The sequence below is a fragment of the Pseudoalteromonas sp. OF5H-5 genome (assembly GCF_021530695.1).
GTDB lineage: Bacteria > Pseudomonadota > Gammaproteobacteria > Enterobacterales > Alteromonadaceae > Pseudoalteromonas.
Map to the genome: position 1 here is coordinate 1 of NZ_JAKGBF010000028.1, position 22,330 is coordinate 22,330.

At 42.0% G+C, this 22,330-nt stretch carries 20 protein-coding genes, 11 tRNA genes and 1 rRNA gene; 14 read left to right on the forward strand and 18 right to left on the reverse strand.

The window, feature by feature from the left end; translation table 11 throughout:
* The 12 genes from L1271_RS23485 to L1271_RS23540 form a co-directional block, all read right to left on the reverse strand.
* Positions 1-117, reverse strand: a 16S ribosomal RNA gene (locus L1271_RS23485); the annotation flags it as partial.
* A gap of 966 nt (positions 118-1,083) precedes the next feature.
* Positions 1,084-1,157 (reverse strand) — tRNA-Cys (locus L1271_RS23490).
* Between the two features lie 11 nt (positions 1,158-1,168).
* Positions 1,169-1,244, reverse strand: a tRNA-Gly gene (locus tag L1271_RS23495).
* A gap of 43 nt (positions 1,245-1,287) precedes the next feature.
* Positions 1,288-1,374 (reverse strand) — tRNA-Leu (locus L1271_RS23500).
* Between the two features lie 21 nt (positions 1,375-1,395).
* Positions 1,396-1,471: transfer RNA gene (locus L1271_RS23505), tRNA-Gly, on the reverse strand.
* Between the two features lie 57 nt (positions 1,472-1,528).
* Positions 1,529-1,615, reverse strand: a tRNA-Leu gene (locus L1271_RS23510).
* A gap of 36 nt (positions 1,616-1,651) precedes the next feature.
* A tRNA-Cys gene (locus L1271_RS23515) sits at positions 1,652-1,725 on the reverse strand.
* A gap of 7 nt (positions 1,726-1,732) precedes the next feature.
* Positions 1,733-1,808: transfer RNA gene (locus L1271_RS23520), tRNA-Gly, on the reverse strand.
* A gap of 209 nt (positions 1,809-2,017) precedes the next feature.
* A complete protein-coding gene (gene pgsA / locus L1271_RS23525; RefSeq protein WP_010375584.1) occupies positions 2,018-2,563 on the reverse strand; it encodes a CDP-diacylglycerol--glycerol-3-phosphate 3-phosphatidyltransferase in 546 nt (181 codons plus the stop codon).
* A gap of 42 nt (positions 2,564-2,605) precedes the next feature.
* Positions 2,606-4,429 carry an excinuclease ABC subunit UvrC gene (gene uvrC, locus L1271_RS23530; protein ID WP_235368922.1) on the reverse strand — a complete coding sequence of 608 codons (1,824 nt, stop codon included), beginning with the start codon at positions 4,427-4,429 and terminating at the stop codon, positions 2,606-2,608.
* An 11-nt stretch (positions 4,430-4,440) separates the two neighbouring features.
* On the reverse strand, positions 4,441-5,091 hold the full coding sequence (gene uvrY, locus L1271_RS23535) for a UvrY/SirA/GacA family response regulator transcription factor (RefSeq protein WP_010606537.1): 651 nt from the start codon (positions 5,089-5,091) through the stop codon (positions 4,441-4,443).
* A 259-nt stretch (positions 5,092-5,350) separates the two neighbouring features.
* On the reverse strand, positions 5,351-6,496 hold the full coding sequence (locus tag L1271_RS23540) for a dicarboxylate/amino acid:cation symporter (protein ID WP_010606536.1): 1,146 nt from the start codon (positions 6,494-6,496) through the stop codon (positions 5,351-5,353).
* A 211-nt stretch (positions 6,497-6,707) separates the two neighbouring features.
* Between L1271_RS23540 and L1271_RS23545 the strand changes: the two genes are divergently transcribed.
* The 3 genes from L1271_RS23545 (at position 6,708) to L1271_RS23555 (ending at position 11,125) form a co-directional block, all read left to right on the forward strand.
* Positions 6,708-9,002, forward strand: coding sequence for a DUF5916 domain-containing protein (locus tag L1271_RS23545; protein ID WP_235368923.1), 2,295 nt, complete (start codon positions 6,708-6,710; stop codon positions 9,000-9,002).
* A 128-nt stretch (positions 9,003-9,130) separates the two neighbouring features.
* The gene (gene cysK / locus L1271_RS23550) at positions 9,131-10,099 is read left to right on the forward strand and encodes a cysteine synthase A (RefSeq protein ID WP_010606534.1); all 969 of its coding nucleotides are present in this window, start codon (positions 9,131-9,133) and stop codon (positions 10,097-10,099) included.
* 159 nt (positions 10,100-10,258) lie between these two features.
* Complete coding sequence (locus tag L1271_RS23555) at positions 10,259-11,125, forward strand: substrate-binding periplasmic protein (RefSeq protein ID WP_102056584.1); 867 nt, start codon at positions 10,259-10,261, stop codon at positions 11,123-11,125.
* Positions 11,126-11,222: 97 nt separating this feature from the next.
* Here the strand turns inward: L1271_RS23555 and queE are convergent, their stop codons facing one another.
* Positions 11,223-11,888: a 7-carboxy-7-deazaguanine synthase QueE gene (gene queE, locus L1271_RS23560; RefSeq protein WP_102056583.1), complete on the reverse strand. Its 666-nt coding sequence runs from the start codon at positions 11,886-11,888 to the stop codon at positions 11,223-11,225.
* A gap of 123 nt (positions 11,889-12,011) precedes the next feature.
* On the opposite strand from queE, the gene queC reads away from it, so the two are divergent.
* Positions 12,012-12,668 carry a 7-cyano-7-deazaguanine synthase QueC gene (queC, locus tag L1271_RS23565; RefSeq protein ID WP_235368924.1) on the forward strand — a complete coding sequence of 219 codons (657 nt, stop codon included), beginning with the start codon at positions 12,012-12,014 and terminating at the stop codon, positions 12,666-12,668.
* 53 nt (positions 12,669-12,721) lie between these two features.
* Here queC and cysB read toward each other — a convergent pair whose 3' ends face one another.
* Positions 12,722-13,699, reverse strand: coding sequence for an HTH-type transcriptional regulator CysB (cysB, locus tag L1271_RS23570; protein ID WP_010375565.1), 978 nt, complete (start codon positions 13,697-13,699; stop codon positions 12,722-12,724).
* Between the two features lie 413 nt (positions 13,700-14,112).
* Between cysB and L1271_RS23575 the strand changes: the two genes are divergently transcribed.
* Entirely contained in the window at positions 14,113-14,874 is a 762-nt protein-coding gene (locus tag L1271_RS23575; protein WP_039492261.1) for a hypothetical protein, read from the forward strand.
* A gap of 67 nt (positions 14,875-14,941) precedes the next feature.
* On the opposite strand, the gene L1271_RS23580 is transcribed toward L1271_RS23575, so the two are convergent.
* The gene (locus L1271_RS23580) at positions 14,942-16,231 is read right to left on the reverse strand and encodes an NCS2 family permease (RefSeq protein WP_102057855.1); all 1,290 of its coding nucleotides are present in this window, start codon (positions 16,229-16,231) and stop codon (positions 14,942-14,944) included.
* 121 nt (positions 16,232-16,352) lie between these two features.
* Between L1271_RS23580 and L1271_RS23585 the strand changes: the two genes are divergently transcribed.
* The 3 genes from L1271_RS23585 to L1271_RS23595 all read left to right on the forward strand — a co-directional run bounded on the left by L1271_RS23585 (position 16,353) and on the right by L1271_RS23595 (position 18,035).
* Positions 16,353-16,802 carry a tetratricopeptide repeat protein gene (locus L1271_RS23585; RefSeq protein WP_010375560.1) on the forward strand — a complete coding sequence of 150 codons (450 nt, stop codon included), beginning with the start codon at positions 16,353-16,355 and terminating at the stop codon, positions 16,800-16,802.
* A gap of 330 nt (positions 16,803-17,132) precedes the next feature.
* Entirely contained in the window at positions 17,133-17,528 is a 396-nt protein-coding gene (locus tag L1271_RS23590) for a SulA-like leucine-rich domain-containing protein (protein WP_017218896.1), read from the forward strand.
* Between the two features lie 45 nt (positions 17,529-17,573).
* Positions 17,574-18,035: a YchJ family protein gene (locus L1271_RS23595; RefSeq protein ID WP_158299142.1), complete on the forward strand. Its 462-nt coding sequence runs from the start codon at positions 17,574-17,576 to the stop codon at positions 18,033-18,035.
* A 376-nt stretch (positions 18,036-18,411) separates the two neighbouring features.
* On the opposite strand, the gene L1271_RS23600 is transcribed toward L1271_RS23595, so the two are convergent.
* Complete coding sequence (locus L1271_RS23600) at positions 18,412-18,933, reverse strand: VC2046/SO_2500 family protein (RefSeq protein ID WP_102056581.1); 522 nt, start codon at positions 18,931-18,933, stop codon at positions 18,412-18,414.
* 112 nt (positions 18,934-19,045) lie between these two features.
* Between L1271_RS23600 and L1271_RS23605 the strand changes: the two genes are divergently transcribed.
* From L1271_RS23605 to L1271_RS23620, 4 genes are all read left to right on the forward strand, one after another.
* A tRNA-Tyr gene (locus L1271_RS23605) sits at positions 19,046-19,130 on the forward strand.
* 20 nt (positions 19,131-19,150) lie between these two features.
* Positions 19,151-19,235: transfer RNA gene (locus L1271_RS23610), tRNA-Tyr, on the forward strand.
* A 29-nt stretch (positions 19,236-19,264) separates the two neighbouring features.
* Positions 19,265-19,349, forward strand: a tRNA-Tyr gene (locus L1271_RS23615).
* Positions 19,350-19,375: 26 nt separating this feature from the next.
* A tRNA-Tyr gene (locus tag L1271_RS23620) sits at positions 19,376-19,460 on the forward strand.
* A 17-nt stretch (positions 19,461-19,477) separates the two neighbouring features.
* On the opposite strand, the gene L1271_RS23625 is transcribed toward L1271_RS23620, so the two are convergent.
* Positions 19,478-19,975, reverse strand: a complete 498-nt coding sequence (locus L1271_RS23625) for a DUF2938 domain-containing protein (RefSeq protein ID WP_235368925.1) — start codon at positions 19,973-19,975, stop codon at positions 19,478-19,480.
* A gap of 72 nt (positions 19,976-20,047) precedes the next feature.
* On the opposite strand from L1271_RS23625, the gene L1271_RS23630 reads away from it, so the two are divergent.
* Complete coding sequence (locus L1271_RS23630) at positions 20,048-20,443, forward strand: helix-turn-helix domain-containing protein (RefSeq protein WP_102056580.1); 396 nt, start codon at positions 20,048-20,050, stop codon at positions 20,441-20,443.
* 22 nt (positions 20,444-20,465) lie between these two features.
* Here L1271_RS23630 and L1271_RS23635 read toward each other — a convergent pair whose 3' ends face one another.
* Positions 20,466-21,122: a M48 family metallopeptidase gene (locus L1271_RS23635; RefSeq protein ID WP_235368926.1), complete on the reverse strand. Its 657-nt coding sequence runs from the start codon at positions 21,120-21,122 to the stop codon at positions 20,466-20,468.
* A gap of 226 nt (positions 21,123-21,348) precedes the next feature.
* Here L1271_RS23635 and L1271_RS23640 point away from each other — a divergent pair, with 226 nt between their 5' ends.
* Positions 21,349-22,329, forward strand: coding sequence for an ion channel (locus L1271_RS23640; protein ID WP_010606522.1), 981 nt, complete (start codon positions 21,349-21,351; stop codon positions 22,327-22,329).
* The last annotated feature ends 1 nt before the right edge of the window (position 22,330 follow it).

The following is a 22,330-nucleotide window of genomic DNA, read 5'->3' on the forward strand; positions in this document are numbered from 1 at the left end:
TACTCACCCGTCCGCCGCTCGTCATCTTCTAGCAAGCTAGAAATGTTACCGCTCGACTTGCATGTGTTAGGCCTGCCGCCAGCGTTCAATCTGAGCCATGATCAAACTCTTCAATTAAAAGTTTTTTGAAGCCTAAGCTTCGTGCTCATTGAATTCTGATTGTTTGTTTCTACTTTTCAAAAAAGTAAAATCAAAACGAATTGACTATATAGTCACTCAGTTACAATTGAGACTCTAAATTTGTTTGCGTCATCTAGCGAACTAGAATCTACTGTTAGAACTCAATCTATACGAGTGCCCACACAGATGATTGCTTCATATTTTTAAAGAACGTTTCGAAACATTTCGTTGTTTCGAGGGATGTGCATTCTAAGCATTCCCATTTTTTTGTCAACACTTAATTTTGAATTTCTTGAGAAGAAGTTTCGAACTTAAGTTTTACTTGACGCTAACTCGTTGCTGCTTTGCTTTTCAGCGTTGTGCTCCGTGTCGGTGGATGCGCATTATAGGGAGATCCGATTTAAGTGCAACCCTTTTTTCATTAAAACTTATAAAAACGGTTTATTCGAACAAAAAACAAACGAAACATATCAAAAAAGTATATTTTTCACTCAAAAAGACCAAATTGAAGTCACGCGAGTCTACATAAACTTTAAGCACCACTAAGGAACAACTGAACAAATGGCGTTATATAACATCTGTTAGCATATTAACTTGCCTACTTACATATAGAACTCGAAACAAAGCCAGGTCAATTCTTCTTTATGTAGAGAAGGTGTACGTAGATTATGTGGAAGTGAAAATGTAAAGCGACTATGAAGCAGTAAGTCTATCCAATAAGCAGGACTAGATACCAAAATGATACCTTTTATCGAAAATATGGAGATAGGTGCGTTTATAAAGGTATTGAATACTAACTTTCGATTCTTCTTATTATTGGCTAGTAGCTATAGTAATGATTCTGGGATCTAAAGAAACAATGTTTAAGTAAAAGAAGATGTGGATAAATCAGTAACAGTGGCGTTTTTGGATAATAAAAAAGGTAAATAAGAAAGATATTAAAAATAAGGAGAATATGCGATATGGAGGCGGAACCCGGAGTCGAACCGAGGTAGACGGATTTGCAATCCGCTGCATGGCCACTCTGCCATTCCGCCATGAAGAATATTGGAGCGAGTAACGAGGTTCGAACTCGTGACCTCGACCTTGGCAAGGTCGCGCTCTACCAGCTGAGCTATACTCGCATTCCATTTTTCACACTGGTAAATTTAATATGTGAAAAATAAATGGTGCCCGGGGCCGGACTTGAACCGGCACGCTGTTACCAGCGAGGGATTTTAAATCCCTTGTGTCTACCAATTCCACCACCCGGGCATCGGGTGTGAAAGCAAAAATTGGAGCGAGTAACGAGGTTCGAACTCGTGACCTCGACCTTGGCAAGGTCGCGCTCTACCAGCTGAGCTATACTCGCGTTCCGTTTTGTACATAAAAACCATTTAGATTTGTTACATACAAATCCCGATATAAATGGTGCCCGGGGCCGGACTTGAACCGGCACGCTGTTACCAGCGAGGGATTTTAAATCCCTTGTGTCTACCAATTCCACCACCCGGGCATCGGGCTTGCTTTCGCATGTGGATATGTTGAGAAATGGAGGCGGAACCCGGAGTCGAACCGAGGTAGACGGATTTGCAATCCGCTGCATGGCCACTCTGCCATTCCGCCGCAAATTTGGAGCGAGTAACGAGGTTCGAACTCGTGACCTCGACCTTGGCAAGGTCGCGCTCTACCAGCTGAGCTATACTCGCGTTCCATTATTTAAATCTACTTATTTACTAAGCTTCTTTAAACTTTAACTTGCTAGGTGATGCTATCTAAATTTCATTTAGATGACATACTGCCCTCTCAACACGGACGCATTCTACAGAAGTTCTGGAACGCGTCAACATAAAAAATGAATGTTTTGAATCGTTTGCTCAAAATTTATCTAAACCGCTGGGTTTATAATCATTTCAAGTCAAGAATTAGTCAATTCTCCTTTTGCAGCATAGAGATACTGGATCATAGAAACTAATGTTAGCAATGTCGCGATAGCTAAAAGTGCGTAACTTAGCATTGTCATCCAATCTGATAATTGCCAAATCAAACCTATAATAGCTAACATCTGTGCAGCTGTTTTGAATTTGCCCAGCCAAGATACAGCAACACTTCCTCTTTTACCTTGTTCAGCCATCCATTCGCGCAACGCAGAAATAACTATTTCTCTACTAATAATGACAACAGCAGAAATAGTAATGAAATAATTATCATAATGTGTAGCAAGTATCACTAAAGCAACACTGACCATCACCTTGTCGGCAACAGGATCTAAAAAAGCACCAAATGGTGTTGACTGTTCCAACTTACGCGCAAGATAGCCATCGAGGATATCGGTAACGGAAGCTAACCAGAAAATAAAAGCGGCGGCAAAAAACGCCCATGAATAAGGAAGATAAAAAACGACTGCAAACACGGGAATGAGTAGCAATCTAAATGTTGTGAGCGTATTTGGAATATTCCACATAACTACTTGGTATTGTCTTTTTTTCTATGTTCGCATGATTGCTTAAGCTTTGTCATGCAAATGATTAAATATCTTTTCAGCCATTTCAGGGCTGATCCCAGGAACTTGCTTTAATTGATGTATATTTGCAGATTTAACTCCCTGCATGCCTCCTAAAAACTTAAGTAGTGCCTGACGTCTTTTCTGACCTACGCCTTCAATCTCTTCAAGCACAGATTGCGTTCTTTGTTTTTGTCTTTTATTACGATGCCCTGCAATTGCAAAGCGATGTGATTCGTCGCGGATATGCTGGATAAGGTGTAATGCAGGTGAATCACTTTCGACATTCACCGTTTTACGACCACCATCTATTAGCAATGTTTCTAATCCCGGTTTTCGGCTTGTGCCTTTTGCAACCCCTATCAGTATCGGCATTTTATTGAGTTGCCAATCAGCGAAGAAAGATTCCGCCCTACCTAACTGCCCCTTACCACCATCAATAAAAATAATATCGGGTACTTTCGCTTCATCCGACATTTTGCCGTAGCGCTTATTTAATGCAAAATCCATCGCTGCGTAATCATCCCCTGGGGTGATCCCAGTGACGTTATATCTGCGATACTCTCTATTGTTTGGCCCTTGACCATCGAATACAACGCACGATGCGACCGTGTTTTCTCCCATGGTATGACTGATATCAAAACACTCCATTCTTTGAATGTCTGACAGCCCTAGCACTGCTTTTAGTTTGGCATATCGTTTGGTGATTGAGTCTTGTGCACTTTGTTTAACTTCAATACTGTTTTGCGCATTTTTATTTGCCAATGCAAGATATTGGGCTCGCTCACCGCGAACGTTACATTTGAAATTAACTTTGCGCTTCGAAACTTGAGTCAGCGCTGCTTCTAATGCACTTTCCTCTTCTATTTCGAATGGCAATACAATTTCTTTAGCAATTCTTGAGTGGTTACCCGTTGAAATGTAATACTGTCCAAGGAAAGAAGTTAGCACTTCATCTGCGCCAGAATCTTTTGGTACTTTTGGAAAATGTGTTTTCGTCCCAAGTACCTTATGTTCTCTTATCATCAGTACATGAATGGCCACTAAACCGTTCTTCTGCTCATAACCGATAACATCAAGCTCTGCAAAGTTTCCTGCAATGGACTGCTGTTCTTGCATTTGCCTTAATAAAGCAATTTGATCTCTGTGTTTTGCTGCTTTCTCAAAATCCAAAGACATACTGGCGATTTCCATTCGTTCCACCAGTGCTGAGATAACGTCCTGTGAACGTCCCGTCAAAAACTGTCGAACCATGGCAACTTGTTCTTGGTATTCTTCGTCGCTTACCTTGCCAACGCATGGTCCTGAACACCTTTTTAACTGATACTGCAAACAAGGTCGGCTGCGTGCGCGGTAATACGCATCTTCGCATTGCCTAACAGGGAAAATCTTCTGCATTAACCTCAGACTTTCCGATACAGCAGCACTGCTAGGAAAAGGACCAAAATATTCGCCTTTTTGTTTTCTACTACCACGATGAAATGCAAGTCTTGGATGTTGATGGGCGCTCAGGAAAATATACGGATAACTTTTATCGTCTCTTAAGAGAATGTTATATCGTGGTTGGTATTTCTTAATTAAGTTATTTTCTAAAAGCAGCGCTTCGGTTTCGGTATTCGTTAACGTTACTTCAATATGATCAATATTACTGACCAATACTCGCGTTTTACTATCTGTGATATTTGAACGGAAGTAGCTAGAAACTCGTTTTTTGAGGTTTTTTGCTTTACCAACATAGATAACCTGGTCGTCCACATCGTACATGCGGTACACACCAGGTTCTGTTGTTAATGTCTTAAGGAAAGGTTTGTAATCAAATTCAGTCATTTAAAAAGAACTTAATGACTGCTATCTATATCGATCATTTTATGGCGAATAGCCAAGTGGGTTAATTCCACATCACCGCTAACATTGAGCTTTTCAAACATGCGATAGCGATAACTATTTACCGTCTTAGAGCTTAGGTTCAAGCGATCTGCAATATTTTGTGCTTTCTCACCTTTAGTGATCATGAGCATGATCTGTAATTCTCTTTCCGATAGCGATTGGAAAGGGTTTTCGTCATTGCGGCCACTAAATTGCGCAAGGGCAATCTGCTGAGCAATTTCTGGCGCAATATAACGCTGGCCAGCATTAACAGCACGTATTGCGTTGATCATTTCATCAGGGCCTGCACCTTTTGTCAGATAACCATGCGCACCAATTTGCATTACCTTGCTTGGGAAAGGATCTTCACAATGTACCGTAAGCACAATAACTTTTACATCTGGACAGTAACGGCAAATCTTTTTGGTCGCTTCCAATCCACCAATTCCAGGCATGTTCATGTCCATTAGCACAATGTCAGGCTCACTTTGGCGACAAAAGGTTACGGCTTCCTCACCAGTTTTGGCTTCTCCTACCACTTTAAAGCCACGCACATCATCTAAAATGCGTTTTATGCCAGTCCTGACAAGTTCATGATCATCAACTAAAAGCACATTAATCAATGGCACACCCTCTACATATATATTGGTAAAAGGAGCGAAGCAACCAACAGCCCCGCTTCCAGATGTTTGAGATTACCACATATTTTTTAAAAGCATAACGATAGAAACGAGAGAAAAATACAATTTTGATATGAATTAACCAAATAGTTAATTAATGAAAGAAGCAGTTTGATTATAATTCCACCGCTTTTATGATTTTAAAGGCAGCCGCTACGGCATTTAGCCACAGCGACTTATAGTAGATTAATTTTTATATGACTCAGCTTTGCTTTGAAAATTTATCGACCCAAAGTGCAATCACACCATCACCGGTTACATTACATGCTGTGCCAAAACTGTCTTGCGCTAAATATAAAGCAATCATCAATGCCACTGCGCCCTCATTAAAACCAAGCATACTGGTCAATAGTCCAAGCGCAGACATAACCGCGCCACCCGGCGCACCAGGAGCCGCAATCATTACGACACCAAGCATAAAGATGAATGGCAACATTTCCGACAATGACGGTACAACCATCTCAGGAGAAAGCAGCATCACAGCCATTGCGCAAGTCACTATGGTAATAGTCGACCCTGACAAATGAATGGTGGCACAAAGTGGTACGGTAAAATTGGCAACCTCTTCGTTAACATTATTAGATTTACTTGCACGAAGAGACACTGGAATAGTTGCCGCGCTCGACATAGTACCAATAGCGGTAAAATACGCAGGTAGCATATTTTTGATTAATTCCAGTGGATTTCTACCAAGTAACAGGCCACTCACCACAAACAAAGTGCTTAGCCATAGCCAATGCATAATAATCGCGGCAAGCAATACTACGCCAAACGTACTTAGGGTGTCGAATACCGTACCTGCTACTGCCATTTCAGCAAAAACACCGGCGATGTAGAGTGGTAATATTGGAATAATGACTTTCGCAAGCAGTGCATCTACCACATCTCTCGCTTCGTCAGTGACACCTTTAAGTTTAGTTAAGCCACACTGGCTCATCCCAATACCAAAGATAAATGCCGTTGCAAGTGCCGTCATCACTCCCATCAGCGGAGGGATCTCAATATTAATAAAGCTCTTAAGATGAGATTCTTCCACGGCTTGATAAGCAACGCCGCCGTCAAAGAATGGGATAAAAGCATTAACTAATAAAAATGCTAATGTGCCAGCAATAATGGTTGACCCATAAGCAAAGCCAACTGTCTTACCAAGCAAGTGGCCCGATCCCTTTGGTAAGCCTGCTATACCTGAAGCAATAAAAAGCAGGATTATCAGAGGAATAGTAAAGCTGATAAGTTGTCCTATGATCACCTTGAAGGTGTATAAGAGCTCAACTAACACAGTCGGCAAGTACAGACCCGCCAACATACCAGCGACGATACCCGCCACTAGCTTCAATATAAGAGACATAGTTACTTCCTAGCAGATTTTCAAAGGCGTTGTTGTAACATGTTTTTGACCATCTTTGCTATTAATTCGATGGAGATAAATCGATTTGTACATTTTATGTATACATATTCGCCACCCAACGTAAATAATTGCAACCTGACGAAAATAAATTGTTTCGGTTCATTGCATATTATCTAATACTGGAAAAAGTCTCTGTAAAATAATTAAATTCATGCTTAAAGCTGTAACCTACTCTTTTTTCGCGCTTAGTCTATCTAGTCAAGCATGGGCACTAGACCCAAATAAAATCCCATTTGTCGATAGTTCTGCAAAAATTGATGGTGTACTTGAAGCCGATATTTGGCAACGTGCATTAGAAATAGATATCAACAACATCACTTGGCCATACGAGAACCAATCAAGTCCAGTTCAAACTAAGGCCTACGTATATGAGAATGGTCAATCTTTATTTATTGCTTTTGATGCAAAGGACCCTAATCCTGAATTGATCCGCGCATTTTATCGTGACCGTGACCGCGCCTGGGAAGATGATCTTGTCGGCATTAAAATTGATTCATTTAACAACGCCCAAAGCGCTTACCAGTTTTTCATCAATCCACTAGGTGTACAACAAGACTCAATTGAAAACGAACTCACTAAAAGCGAGAATGGTTCTTGGAATGGGATCTGGGATAGCGTCGGAAAGATAAACAAAGACGGTTATGTTGTTGAAGTTGAAATCCCACTTCGTGTATTGAATTTTAACGACTCCCTCGAGAGCAAAACCATGGCTTTAGAGTTTCTGCGTTTTTATCCAAGAAATGAAAGGTTGCGTATCTCCAGCATGCAATTGCAACATGCAAATTCTTGCTGGATCTGTCAAATGCCAAAATATCAAGGATTTGCTAAGGCTAAGCAAGGTAGTAACTTTGCCGTTATTCCAACACTTGTCACCAATAGGCAAGAGTCTCGCGACATAGATGATGGTATCGCAGAGCCGTGGCAAGCCGACAATAATGTCGAGCCGGGCTTAGACGTAAAGTGGGCTATCACGCCAGACACGACGCTAAACGCAACACTAAACCCTGATTTCTCACAAGTTGAAGCTGACACGGGACAATTGAGCGTTAACAATAGCTTTAGCCTATTTTTCCCTGAAAAACGGGCGTTCTTTTTAGATAATTCCGATTACTTTTCTTCTCACCTTAACCTTATTCATACTCGGAACATTTCAGCCCCCGATTATGGCGTCAAGCTTACCGGTAATAAAAATGGTCACACTTTTGCAGGATTTATTGCCAACGATGAAAGACTCAATGTCGTTGTTCCCGGAAATTTGGGCTCGAGTGTTGTCTCATTAGAGAGAAAAAGCCAAAACATGGCGCTTAGATATCGTCATGACCTAAACAAAACCTTGTCTGTAGGCGTGACATCGACGACTAGGCAAAGCGACGACTATCGCAACCAAGTTGCGAGTATAGACGCCAAATACAAGCCAACTGATAACGATACCTTACAGGTGCAGTTAATTGGCTCGGATACAGACTATGATAGCGCTTTCGCCGAAGCATTATGTGATAGTACGCTCGCTGAGTGCGACCTAAACGAAAGTGTACTCAGAGTGATAGACGAAGATGACCGTGGTGCTGGCTATTACGTTAATTATGAGCACAATCGCAAGCATTGGAAGGCATTTACCAGCTATCAAGCTCGCGATGCAGCACTTAGAACCGATATGGGCTTTATCACTCAGGTCGACTTTAATAAATTTCTTTTCGGCGGTGAGTACCGTTGGTATGGCGATGACAACAACTGGTGGAACCGTGCACGTTGGTACGCCGACTGGGATATTTCCCACAACGAGCAAGGCGAGTTATTAGAAAAAGAAGTGCAAACCAACTTTGCAGTTGACGGCCCGTTGCAAAGCTTTCTTGATTTCGGTGTTGAACATAGAAAACGTACAGGACTGCGACATGATGAAACCCGTTTAGCGATTGACGGCAATACCGATCTATTTACCGAGAATTCACAGTGGACTTATATCGAGTTCAAGCCAATGGCCGGCGTTTTCGCAGGTTTGAACTTAAGTAAAGGAAACCGCGTTGACCTTGCAAACAACCGTGTTGGTGATTTGTACTTCGCCCGCCCAGTTATTAACGTCAATCTTGGCAAACATTTTGAAGTTAGATTGCGCCATACATACGAAAAAATGAAAGCTGACGGCGCGGAAGTTTATACCGCAAATCTGAGCGATATCCGCCTGACTTACCAATTCAACATTAATAGCTATTTGAGATTGGCAATCATCAATACAGATATTTCGAGAAACCAGAGCAATTATAGCGATGATGTTGATGCGACTTATAAAAGCATCAGCACCCAACTGCTCTATTCCTATAAACTAAACCCACAAACCGTTTTCTTTGCAGGCTATTCCGATCATGGTTATCAAGACGATGATTTGTCAAAAATAACTAAAGACGAAAAGACGGTATTTATGAAGTTCAGTTATGCCTGGTTGATTTAAATATCAATCTTTAAATAACTATTGGCTATAAGCAAATTTGATATATCTTATAGCCAATCTTTCCTTTCGTTTTGCGAAATGCGCAGTAAAGTGATGGAATACAAGCAAACCTAGATTAGGGAACACAAATGACTAAAGTATATGCAGACAACAGTCTAACTATCGGTAATACACCGCTGGTTAAAATCAATCGCGTTTCTGGCGGCAATGTTTACGCAAAAGTGGAAGCGCGTAACCCAAGCTTCAGCGTTAAATGCCGTATTGGTGCGTCTATGATCTGGGAAGCTGAAAAAGCAGGTCTTCTTAGCGAAGGTAAAGAACTTATTGAACCAACTTCAGGTAACACGGGTATTGCACTGGCTTTCGTTGCTGCTTCTCGTGGTTATAAGTTGACACTTACTATGCCAAATACGATGAGCCTTGAGCGTCGTAAACTACTTAAAGCACTTGGCGCAAATTTAGTGCTAACAGAAGGCGCTAAGGGCATGAAAGGCGCGATTGAAAAAGCAAATGAAATCCAAGCAAGTAACCCTGAAAAGTACGTGTTACTACAACAGTTTGAAAACCCAGCAAACCCGAAGATCCACTTTGAAACAACGGGTCCAGAAATTTTTGATGCACTTGAAGGTAATATCGATTACTTCGTTGCGGGCGTTGGTACAGGTGGCACGATCACCGGTGTTTCACGCTATCTGAAAAATGAAAAAGGCCTAAATGTTAAGTCAATTGCTGTTGAGCCAGTTGACTCACCAGTTATCACGCAAACCCTTGCGGGCGACGAAGTAAAGCCAGGTCCACACAAAATTCAAGGGATTGGCGCTGGCTTTATTCCAGGCAACCTAGATCTTGAGCTTATTGATGGCGTTGAGTTGGTGTCGAATGAAGATGCAATTGCAATGGCACATCAGCTGATGAAAGACGAAGGTATTTTAGTAGGTATTTCTTCTGGTGCAGCCCTAGTTGCCGCAAAGCGAATTGCCGAGAAACCTGAAAATGCCGATAAAAACATCGTGGTTATTTTGCCAAGCGCTGCTGAGCGTTACCTAACTAGCCCACTTTTTGCAGACACATTCTCTGAACAAGAATTAGTGCAGTAAGAGTAGAGCTTCATATTCTAGATTACCAAGGGGCATCACTGCCCCTTTGTTTTTTATATTATTCCTTTTAATTTCACCTTCCTTCACTACACTTTACCTATTCGCTACTCTTTTTTGACTTCGATGATTGTAAAGACCTTATTACTCTTGTTTTTTCTCATGTTTAGTAGCTTCATCTATGGGGAGAATTTAAACGTCGCCTACTTCAAGGGCGGTGAATTTCACCTTGTTGCTGGAGAAAAGTACCAAGGGGGTTATCTATACAATAAGAAAGGCAAAAATGCGTTCATTCATATCGTGACATTAGATTGGCCACCTTATATCGGTGCAAACCTCTGCAACAAAGGCTGGGCTTTCCAGTTTGCCGTCGCACTGCTTACCGACTTAGACTATCAAGTGTATGTTGAATTTTTGCCTTGGGCTCGTGCTGTAAGAGCCGCGGAAACGGGCAAAGCAGATATTTTATTCCCAGAATACTATATTGAGGATTCAGCACCGTCTGACAATCACAAGAATAAGACCCGCAGAGAGCTACTTGCTTTATCTAATGCTTTTCCTGGTGGTGAAATCGGCTTTTTGAAGCGAAGAGGTGAAGAAGACCGCTTTGATGGTAATCTAAACTCAGTTAAGAATGAGCTCATTGGTGTCGTGAGGGGCTATCAGAATACCCCTGAATTTGATGCTATGATGGATAATGGTGAATTCGTTACAGTGGAAGCCGTAAATGATTTACAGCTAGTGAAATTACTCGTCGGTAAGCGCGTAAATTTAGTAATAGGCGATCCAAAAGTGCTGCGCTTTACGGTCAATTATTCAGACTTACCTAGAGCTGAGAAAATTGAATTACTGAGAAACATTGAAAACGTGACGCCACCTATTAAGTATAATCACCTCTACTTTGCACTTAGCAAACAAAAACCACATTGGCATGAATTGCTCAAAGATATCAATCGCAATCTCTATCAATTTGAGAACAGTGGTGAAACGCAGAGAATGATTGAAATGGTCAGTAACGAGTGTTATTGACCTCTACATAAAACTTAACGCCTAAGCACGCTGCTTGTTCAATACCTCAGCTTAAACACACCGCATTTTTAGCTAAAATACGCTTAGGCAAATCGCTTTAGTTAATCCCTAAATACTTGTGCACTTGAACTGATAGGCGCCAATTTTTCGCTTTGCAATTGTCTATTGCAAGCTTAGTGGCCTTGGCTTTTTGGCTAATTGGCTGAAGATACACTAGCTTTGGTTCAACCCCAGTTTGTGCAAATAACGCCTCTAATTCCTCAATATGCTTTTGCATCGCGACGGGGTGCTTTATTTCATCGGCACGAGCCATTGCACTTGGAAGTACTTTGTAACCTCCACGCATATTAATTTTTGGCGACACAGTAACCCAAGTTTCAGCTGGCGCGAGGATCTCAAATGTCCCACTGGTTTCAACCTGTGTGCTGTACCCTTTACTATGCAATAACTCGCATAATGGGCGAAGATCAAACATACAAGGTTCACCACCGGTGATCACCACATGTTTGGCTTGGTAGCCCCGCGCCTCGAAAATCGCCAAGATCTCGTCAGCACTCGCGTTTGCCCACCACTCTGAGTCAGCCTTTTTTTCTACAGTGTTATCCAATGAAACAATAAAAGTGTCGTTGGTTTCCCAGGTTTGTTTGGTATCACACCAAGCGCACCCAACTGGACAGCCCTGCAAACGTAAAAAGATTGAAGGCGTACCAGTGAAGCTTGCTTCACCCTGAATTGTTTCAAATATTTCGTTAACCTTGTACAAAATGGCCCCGTGTTTAAGATAAAGTTGTCGAAAAATACCGCGAGAAAATTGTCATTTCTCCAGCGGCCGTGTAGTATATCGCGCCCTAAAGTAAACCTCTATCAAAATCGAGGCAAATCACCTATGAGCGAAAAAGTTGTCGTAATCTATTCCGGCGGAATGGACTCTTACACTGTATTAAACAAGGCTGTCCGCGAGGGCCATGAGGTTTATGCACTGTCTTTTAACTATGGCCAGCGACATGTAAAAGAGCTACAAGTTGCCGCTGACGTATGTGCAAAACTCGGCATTGCTCATAAGGTCGTTGATATTTCGGCTATCAATCAATTATTGTCAGGCTCTAGCCTAACAGATGACATCGACGTGCCAGAAGGCCACTATGAAGAAGAGAGCATGAAGAGCACGATTGTGCCTAATCGCAATATGATTTTGCTTTCTCTTGCGGTAGGTTACGCTGTCTCTCTAAAAGCAAATAAGGTATTTTACGGTGCTCACTCTGGCGATCATGCAATTTATCCAGATTGCCGCCCAGAGTTCGTTAAAAAGATGGATGATGTTTGTCGCATTGCGAACTACGACGCGGTTGAAATTGTCAGTCCTTATCTTAACAACTCAAAAATTGATATCCTGACCGACGGTCTAAAAATGGGATTAGATTACGCTGACACTTGGACGTGTTACAACGGCCGCGAAAAAGCATGTGGTAAGTGCGGTGCTTGCCAAGAGCGTCTCGAAGCGTTTGAACTAAACCACGCAACAGATCCGCTCCCGTACGAATAACGGTATTGAAAAAGGCCTCTGTTGAGGCCTTTTTCATATTCTTTTCAAGTACTTCATTTTACTGGAAGCGTCATACCTTCAAATAGCTTGTCGATATCATCTTGATTTCGTAGCAAACTTGCACGCTCTACCACATCTTTTGTGAGATGCGGTGCAAATCGCTCAATAAAATCGTACATGTAGCCTCTTAGGAAGCTTCCTTTTCTGAAACCGATTTTCGTCGTACTTGCTTCAAATAGGTGACTTGCATCGATACAAACTAAGTCGCTATCAGACTTTTCATCAAGTGCCATTGACGCTAATACGCCAACACCGAGCCCTAATCTTACATAGGTTTTAATCACATCGGCGTCTGTTGCAGTAAACACGATGTGTGGCTCCAAACCATGAGCATTAAATGCTTTATCCAGTTCTGAGCGGCCAGTAAAACCAAACACATAAGTGATCAACGGATATTTAGCGACGTCTTGCACCGTCAGTGCACTGCCTTTTTGTGCAAGAGGATGGTCTTTGGCGACCACAATACTACGATTCCAGTGATAGCAAGGTAGCATGACAAGATCACTGTACAAATGCAGCGCCTCGGTAGCAATAGCAAAGTCAGCATCACCTCGAGCGGCAGCATCAGAGATTTGCTGTGGCGTACCTTGATGCATGTGTAGAGAAACCGCAGGATATTTTTTCATAAATCCTTGGATCACAGGAGGTAACGCGTAACGAGCTTGTGTATGCGTCGTTGCGATGTTTAGTTTACCTTGATCTGGTAAGGTATGTTCATTTGCAACCGCTTTGATCCCTTCCACTTTAGAGAGGATCTCACGAGCAATATTAATAATTTCATTACCCGCGCCCGTAACATGCGTTAAGTGCTTACCGCTACGGCCAAAAATTTGTACCCCCAACTCGTCTTCAAGCATGCGCACTTGCTTTGAAATACCAGGTTGAGAGGTATATAAACTTTCCGCCGTCGCTGACACATTCAGGTTGTGATTCAACACTTCGACGATATATCTCAATTGTTGTAATTTCATATTGCTTTTATTCTTATGATCTCTTGATGTTGAGCATCAGCCCATAGCAAAACCGCTTTTTGTTAGCGAGTTTAGTGCAAAGCGATAAAAACCGCCTGTTACGACCTTATGTAGGCTAGCACATTTGGTAAAAATGAGGTAGCCAAGAGGTACTAAATATCAGCATTTTCACTGACGCTCCGACAGTCATTTGGCCAAATAGCGGATATTGTGACACGCTTTTGCAAACTCACGAGCTAAATCTGGCGACTATCTTTCACTAAAACTAACCGCTCATTTAGGCATCGGCTATACTAAAAAATAATGAATTCTTTATCTTTTTTACAGGTTATTGTCGTAAACCTGTTCAGAATAGTACGAATTCATGTAAGATTAAAAAATTACACTGGTGGTTACATGAAAGAGATTTCAGTATGTTTGTTTCTATTATAATAATGTTGATTGTTGCACTTATCGTCATAGCAGTTTGGGTAAGCGCTATCCAGCAACATAAAGAGAAACAAGAAGCGGAGAGACGCAAAGAACTTGCTAAGCAAAAACGCGTAATAGAAGAAGCGGAAGACGTCATCATGAATGGCAGCAATATTCCGATGTCTGAAGTCATGATCCGTATTATTCAGCGCCGCGTGCACGATGCTTTAGCCGCAATGGTGGAGTTGTCTCCGACTTCGAAAGAATTAAAAAGTCGCTTACACGAGTCGCAAGAGCGCTTAAATACTCAGCCTGAAAAAGCAGCTGACTCAGACTCGATAGCACTTCCAGACAACGACAAACAAATTATCGCATTAGTTCAAGGCATAAAGAAATTACGCCAACTACTACGCTCAGAGCATAGTAAAGGTAAAGTAGACACTCAACTGTTCGTTAATGAAGACCGTAGGCTGGAGCGCTTTCAGCTTAAAATCAATGTTGAAAGCCAGATAAAACGAGGGCTTTCAGCGAGAACCGCAAACATGGTCGGTTCAGCAAGACAATACTTTGAAAAAGCTTACGCTACAATTTGCGCCGTCTCATACAATGATGACTATGTAAAAGAGAAAAAAGCACAGCTGGAAGGTTATTTAGAAGAGATCAGCAGCGAACTTAGAGCGTCCAACGCATCAGCGGTGAAAAAGAAAGCAGAGCAAGAACAAGACGACTTGGACGTATTGTTTGCACCGAAGAAGAAGTGGTAACACCATAATTTACGTGAAAGGCTGGTCTCCCAGCCTTTTTTATTACAAATGAAGTAAACCCACTTGCTTAACCAAAAGCAAACTTAACGATAAAGAGTGCTGTCAGTACCCAAACGCTGATACTGATTTCATTTGCCTTATTACACGCCAACTTAACTGCCGTATAAGAAATAAAACCCAAAGCAATACCATGCGCGATTGAAAACGTGAGCGGTGTCATCAATAACACAACACTCACCGGAATAGCATCGCTCATCTCATCCCAATTAATCAACTTTAGGTTTTGTAGCATTAATACCGACACATACAATATCGCGCCTGCCGTCGCATATGCAGGAACCATCTGTGCCAATGGCGCAAAGAACATCATGAGTAAGAAGCAGATCCCCACGACCACGGCCGTCAACCCTGTGCGACCACCGACAGATACACCCGACACTGATTCAATGTATGAAGTCGTCGTTGAAGTACCGAGCACTGAGCCTGCAATCGTCGCAGTGCTGTCAGCTGACAGTGCCCTACCCAACCTTGGCATGCGACCATGTTCGTCAGATAATCCGGCCTTTTGAGTCACCGCAACCAATGTGCCACTGGTATCAAATAAATCGACAAATAAAAATGCAAACACCACGCTAAGCATGGAAAGCTCAAAAATTCCGCTCAAATCCAACTGCATATAGGTCGGCGCGATGCTTGGGGGGATATCAACAACCCCGTGATAATCTACAAGCCCAAGCCCCCACGCAATACCCGTTACCATTAAAATGCTGATAAGCACGCCACTTTTGACTTCACGGTACATAAGCGCCGCAATCACAAAAAAGCTCGCAATGGCTAATAGCGGGCCGGGAGAAGTGATATCACCAAGTTGTACTAATGTCGCATCGCTTGCGATAACAATTTTCGCGTTCTTTAGCGCGATTAAGGCTAAGAATGCGCCAATACCTGCCGCGATCGCACGCTTTAGCACAATGGGAATAGCTTGGATCACCCATTCGCGTACTTTGAATACGCTCAAAAATAGAAATAAACAGCCCGACATAAATACCGCGCCTAATGCACTTTGCCATGTATAGCCCATGCCAAGCACAACACCATAGGTAAAAAAGGCGTTTAAGCCCATTCCAGGCGCAAGCGCTAAAGGATAGTTTGCCCATAGTCCCATAATAAAACAGCCGATTGCGGCTGCGATACAAGTTGCTACAAAAGCAGCGCCGTGATCCATGCCAGCTTCTGCTAGCATTGCAGGGTTTACGAAAACGATGTAAACCATAGTAACGAATGTCGTCAAGCCAGCAATCACCTCAGTTCTTACATTGGTGTGCATAGCTTGCAGTGAAAATAACCGCTCGAGCATAACTAAAATTACAAATTTAAGGAACAAGTGGTTGGATTTTAACACGAATCACTTTAAAACTCGGACAAAATAGTTAAAATTCAGCTACACTCTGCTTATCAACATTATTGCGAATAAAGATATGGATCAAAATAGCACCGACAACTCAGCAAACCATGACTTAGAACAGCAGCTGCTGAATGTGCTTGAATTTGTAACGTCGCCATTAAAAGCGGACGCAAAATTCCCAGATCTTCACGACAATACCCAAGCTTTGAAAAAAGGCCTCTATTACCTAAAAGAAAAATCTTTTCCGCTTGCGGCAAAATGGCTAAGACTGGCGGCGATGTCTGGTGATTTGAAGGCACAGTTCTTTTTAGGTTTGTTGTTTATGAAAGGTCAAGGAGTGCCACCCAGCCCCTTTCATGCAGCCGCTTGGTTAAGTTTGGCCAGCAGCCAAGGGCACAAAGGCGCCGAACAGGTACTACTAGATGTACGCCGCTTCCTAACAACTAAGCGCTTTAGAGATGCACAGTGCTATGCTGCAACACTTTACGAGCAAATTCATCAACTACAGCATATTAGCCAGTAAATTAAATTTGACTCTCCAAAAAAACGTAGGCTAGGCGTAGCTAAGCCTCTCTTAAGTAAACGTACGCTTTCCCTCCGCGACGATCAAAATGATACAGTAGGAAAACTACTGTATCGCAGCTGAGAAAACTTCCTTGCTTTACTCATACTGAACTTTCGTCAATTAAGCTCTCATTTCAAAAAAATCACAACCACTTGTTTTATATTGAAAATTTAAACTAAATAAAAATTAAGCTTGAATATTGATTAAAAAGCTAGCAATTTTCCTTGCATTCACACACTGTATAAACTACTGTATACAAATACTGTATAGATAACCAGTGAGACAATTATGTTACACAGCAATGCACTTCTACAGCCAAACAATTCAACTTATTACACACTTAACGAAATCAATAATGTGATAGTTGAAGATGAGATCGTCGCTAGTTTAGAGTTACTTAAAGTTTTACATAAATGTCAGCATAAACAAGGGTGGACGCTACTCGTTGCACCCGATAATGTACCAAACAAGTCACTACTAGAAAGCGCTTCAGTTGATGCAAGTAAGTTGCTCGTCATTAGGCAAAAGCACATATACGACCTTGAGTATGTACTTAAAAGTGCTATCAGCAATGGTAATTTCGCTGCAGTGGTGATTTGGACTGATATTGCATCAGTGCAAACTATCAACAAAATGGAACTGCCGGTATCTGACGTTGCGATCCACTGTTTTCAAAGCGCTTAACAAGCTACAATAACAGGATATAAATTTGTTAAAACTGAAGTTTTTATGTCTTGTTATTGCAATTCATCCCTTCCCTATTCGCAATGTTGTGAGCCGTACCTTAAGGGACAAAAATTCGCAGAGCGTCCACAAATACTCATGCGCTCTCGCTATACTGCATACTGCTTAAAAGATGCAAAGTATATTCATGACACCTATGCCCAGGCTAAACAAGCACAAAACAATATCGACGATATTGCTGCATTTGCTAATTATGCACACTTTATAAAATTGGAAGTGCTAGAAGAAGTAGTAGAAGCTACTCAGGGGATCGTTGAGTTTAAGGCGCACTATATCGCAGAAAACACACACTATATACTCCATGAGCGGTCAAATTTTATTACCGAAGCAGGCAGATGGTATTACTTAGATGGTGAATTGTACGATACACCTACAACCAAGGTAGGCAGAAATGACCTCTGTCCGTGCGGCAGTGATAAAAAGTATAAAAAGTGCCACGGTAGCTAAAATAGTCTGAACTAGAGATTAGATACAAAGCAATAAAAAAGGCTTGAAACGAGCTAAGGATGATTAAAGGCCGTTTAGCTTATACCAGTTGTATTAAGTAAATGATCTATCTTGAAGCGGGGAAATAGCTTTAGTAGCTAGGCAAAAATTTTGCTATTTAGTTGTTCTAAATGAGAAATTTTTAACGAAGCTAATATGCTATTTCACCCTTCAAATTGATTAGAGAATTAATTCAATTGGTATTAGACATGAAGCACGATAAGCATAGCGTTTTATGTCAGTCTAGTAACGAAGCAAACAGCTGTAAAACAGCAAGTTTAATACCAGTTTGTCTTAAATTTGCTCAATTTTGAAGGAGTAAAAGCAGCTAATGTTGTTACGCCGTCGCGCGTAACATACTCTGCATATCACCCGTTGCAATTTGATCATAAAAACCAGCCGCATCCATTGCCTTATCAGCAACTAAGGCCAGTTTACCTTGCGCGCTCGCCAAACGTCTTTTAACCGCTGGTTCCAAATTTTCTACGACTTCGAGTGGAATATGCTTTTTATCATTTCGTGCGGCAAAAGGTTCTGGATTTAAATTTTCTTGCAATCGCAAGGTTGCCATCGCCCCCATAGATACCAGCTGCGCGTTATGCTGACCAATAAGCATATTGTACTCTTTTGGCGCAAGCGGCTTTTGTGGACCTATTTCAAATTGCTTTTTTAGTGTTTCTTCTGAGTTATCTTTTGCGGCAGCTTCAGATTTTGGTAGGTGAAATTGGCTAAAATCTAATGCATCGGTTGATAGCATAGATAACAGCATGGCAAAATCGGCAGAGCGCGTCTCATGAACACTAATGTTCAATGCGGATCCTAATTGCGACTCACTGATTAAAACGCCATCAATTTGCATGTATTCCAACCGATTATTTTGCTAATTATGAATTTATCGGCCTTTTTCCGAAAAACTTTAGTAGTTTTCTTTACTTCGAAAAAAACTTTGTTATTATCACCGCCGTTGTTTAGGAGGGGTTCCCGAGCGGCCAAAGGGATCAGACTGTAAATCTGACGGCTCAGCCTTCGCTGGTTCGAATCCAGCTCCCTCCACCATAAACAACAGTTACAATTTCGGAGGGGTTCCCGAGCGGCCAAAGGGATCAGACTGTAAATCTGACGGCTCAGCCTTCGCTGGTTCGAATCCAGCTCCCTCCACCACTTTCAAATTGTAACGCTTTAAAATGTATGGAGGGGTTCCCGAGCGGCCAAAGGGATCAGACTGTAAATCTGACGGCTCAGCCTTCGCTGGTTCGAATCCAGCTCCCTCCACCACTTTTAAAGTAAACGCTCCAAACGATGGAGGGGTTCCCGAGCGGCCAAAGGGATCAGACTGTAAATCTGACGGCTCAGCCTTCGCTGGTTCGAATCCAGCTCCCTCCACCACCTTTTATTGTGTTATCTCACAACAAGCTTACATATATAAACGAGCTTAAAAACAATCCAAAGCCAAAAATAAAATGTGCTGCCATACTTTTTACCCTTGCCTTATTCGGCTCTGGTAATTTAGATGCTGCTACCCCTGCACCAAAACAGGGTTGCATAATAAAAAATGGAAAAACACACGTTATTAAGCCAAAAACTAACGCAATGAAAAGACTAGGCTCAGTCAACCAAGGCTTGCCCACGCTCAGAAGTAACACCAAGGCGAATACAATCCCAATGAGATAATGCATGCACCAGCCAATGACACCTTCACCAGATATTGGTTTACTGTGCCCGATACCTTGATGCGTGAGTTGACCTTTACACAAGTGTCCAATCCATCTACCAACCAATGCATAATCTAAGCCCTTTATGGCAAACACGCGACTGAGCATAAATGCCCACAAATCCATAACAAGCGTTGCACCTACGCCAATCGCGACTGCTGGCATTAACATCGAATATAGGCTTTCCACTATTTTTACTCCTCTTTTTTACTGATAGCCGCTATCCTACTAGTTCAAGTTAACTTTAAGTCAAGGGCAAGAATGGATATCAGTGAAGTTGCAAAGAAGTCTGGTTTACCCGCATCCACACTTAGATATTATGAAGAAAAAGGACTGATCCGATCGATTGGTCGACAAGGGCTCAAACGTGTTTTCCCCCCTTCAATACTTGAACGTCTAGCGCTTATTACACTAGGCAGAAACGCAGGCTTTTCGTTAGATGAAATAGCGGACATGTTTACCCCCGAGGGTAAAGCGGATATTGATAGGGTGAAGTTACAATCCAAAGCGGATGAATTAAATGAAACCATTAAGCATTTAACTGCAATGCGAGATGGCCTCTATCACGCTGCCAAATGCCCAGCGCCAAGCCATTTTGAATGTCCGACATTTCAAAAGCTGTTAAAACGCGCGGCAAAAGCGAGGCCCGAGAAATAATAGGCATAAACAGGGCACTATGCTAATGCTCAATCATCAAGTCAAGACCGTGGTCACGTAAATAACGCCGAGCCATTTTATGGTCGTGGCCATAGTGCTTTGTTACCAAGCGCCAAAATGCGCTATTGTGTGCCATGACGTGAAAATGGCAAAGTTCATGCACTACCACATAATCGATTACCCACTTAGGCGCACCAATCAAAAACGTATTAAACGCAAGCACGCCTTTAGATGAAAAACTGCCCCAGCGGCTTTTATAAACGCGTATCTTTAGCGTATCAAAGCGAGCTTGAATATCAGGTTGATAGCGCGCAATAACCATGTCTACATAGTCATTTAGCGTTTCGCTTAACAGCGCAACTAATTCACGCCATTCATTTTTGACAGCCTTAAGTAAAACCCTTTTGTTGTCAAAATCAATTACAGAGGTCGTGCTTTCGCCCCTTTGAATGGTAAAGGTCTCGCCGAAGACTTGCACCATTCCTGTTTCCAGTGGCCGAGGGCTCTCAGGTATGATTTTTAGAGCAAGCTTTGATTTTATCCAATCGGATTTGCTTTCCACCCAAGTATGTAACCAGCGCTCGCAAATTTGCTCTGGCGCATACACAAACACTTGGCCAGCTTTTATTTTTATCGCAACGCTCTTACGCTTTCGGCTTTTCTTTAATTGATATTGCAAGGTAACAAATTCTTAGTCACTAAAGCATGCATTATAGTATGAGCAACTTGTCAGAGTCACTGCAAACGCCATGCAAGATAATGAATTAGACCAACGATGGCAATAAACTCATCAATAGTGTGGTTTCTAACACTTTATAAATTAGAAAGATTTTTTCGTTAAATCACCGTATTTATTATTTTTGCTGCTACGCTTAATGAAAAAGGCATTTTGATTTAGGCAAGCTATGGCTGATAAACCCATTTGCCAATATGTGTCACCTGAGGGAAAAAAATGCAGTGAAATCGATATGGGCTCAGGTTACTGCTTTTGGCATGACAATAAATTCGATAAAGGTGGCTTGGAGCTAAGCCAGAAGCTTGAACGCTACGCCAAGCGCGGTGGTTTGCTGCAAGGCTTAGAGTTGAAGCGGGCCAATTTAGAAGGGCTCAATCTTGTTAACTTTGAAAATCATCATGGCTATGATCTATCTTATAGCAACTTTTATCGTGCCAATTTGAAAGGGGCGCACCTGTTTAATAATACCATTAAGCATGCGTCGCTAATGAAGGCCGACTTGAGAGAAGCAAGTCTGCACTGCTGTAATTTAGAAAGCACCAATTTGCTCGGTATAAAGCTTGAAAACACCCGTATTGATAATATGGAACTCGGCGAGCAATTACTACAAGAGCAGCAAGCTTTTGAAGCTCGTAGAAACCGAGCCAAAGAGGACGCGGAAGACTTGTTCTTACAGTCGGAAGAGATCTATCGTTTACTACGTAAAGGTGCGGAAAACCAAGGACTATTTGAAATGGTTGGGCGCTTTACATACAAAGAACTGCGCATGCGACATGCCCAGTATCCACGATTTTCAAAACGTCACCTAATTTCCAGCTTTGTCGACTTATTATGTGGGTATGGAGAAAAACCGGAAAATGTCATTCGCTTCAGTTTAGGTATGATAATTACCTGTGCATTTTGCTATTTTCTATTTGGTGTTTCGTTTCAAGATCAGATAATGCAACTGGACTTAGACAACAGTGTATCTGAAAACGTAATGGCGCTGCTGAACAGCTTTTATTTTAGTGTTGTTACTTTCACAACCTTGGGTTATGGGGATATTACGCCTGTGGGGATCTCACGGCTGATCGCAGCGGTAGAGGCTTTTACCGGCAGCTTTTCATTAGCGCTATTTGTGGTGGTATTTGTAAAGCAAATGACGAGGTGAT

Excerpts from the sequence above, each read along its gene's own strand:
- cysK (WP_010606534.1), top strand. The coding sequence starts at position 9,131 with ATGACTAAAGTATATGCAGACAACAGTCTAACTATCGGTAATACACCG.
- L1271_RS23640 (WP_010606522.1), top strand. The coding sequence starts at position 21,349 with ATGGCTGATAAACCCATTTGCCAATATGTGTCACCTGAGGGAAAAAAA.
- L1271_RS23595 (WP_158299142.1), top strand. The coding sequence starts at position 17,574 with ATGTCTTGTTATTGCAATTCATCCCTTCCCTATTCGCAATGTTGTGAG.
- L1271_RS23540 (WP_010606536.1), bottom strand. The coding sequence starts at position 6,496 with ATGTCTCTTATATTGAAGCTAGTGGCGGGTATCGTCGCTGGTATGTTG.
- L1271_RS23555 (WP_102056584.1), top strand. The coding sequence starts at position 10,259 with ATGTTTAGTAGCTTCATCTATGGGGAGAATTTAAACGTCGCCTACTTC.
- L1271_RS23580 (WP_102057855.1), bottom strand. The coding sequence starts at position 16,231 with ATGCTCGAGCGGTTATTTTCACTGCAAGCTATGCACACCAATGTAAGA.
- L1271_RS23600 (WP_102056581.1), bottom strand. The coding sequence starts at position 18,933 with ATGCAAATTGATGGCGTTTTAATCAGTGAGTCGCAATTAGGATCCGCA.
- cysB (WP_010375565.1), bottom strand. The coding sequence starts at position 13,699 with ATGAAATTACAACAATTGAGATATATCGTCGAAGTGTTGAATCACAAC.
- pgsA (WP_010375584.1), bottom strand. The coding sequence starts at position 2,563 with ATGTGGAATATTCCAAATACGCTCACAACATTTAGATTGCTACTCATT.
- L1271_RS23630 (WP_102056580.1), top strand. The coding sequence starts at position 20,048 with ATGGATATCAGTGAAGTTGCAAAGAAGTCTGGTTTACCCGCATCCACA.
- L1271_RS23590 (WP_017218896.1), top strand. The coding sequence starts at position 17,133 with ATGTTACACAGCAATGCACTTCTACAGCCAAACAATTCAACTTATTAC.
- L1271_RS23585 (WP_010375560.1), top strand. The coding sequence starts at position 16,353 with ATGGATCAAAATAGCACCGACAACTCAGCAAACCATGACTTAGAACAG.
- queC (WP_235368924.1), top strand. The coding sequence starts at position 12,012 with ATGAGCGAAAAAGTTGTCGTAATCTATTCCGGCGGAATGGACTCTTAC.
- L1271_RS23545 (WP_235368923.1), top strand. The coding sequence starts at position 6,708 with ATGCTTAAAGCTGTAACCTACTCTTTTTTCGCGCTTAGTCTATCTAGT.
- L1271_RS23575 (WP_039492261.1), top strand. The coding sequence starts at position 14,113 with ATGTTTGTTTCTATTATAATAATGTTGATTGTTGCACTTATCGTCATA.
- uvrC (WP_235368922.1), bottom strand. The coding sequence starts at position 4,429 with ATGACTGAATTTGATTACAAACCTTTCCTTAAGACATTAACAACAGAA.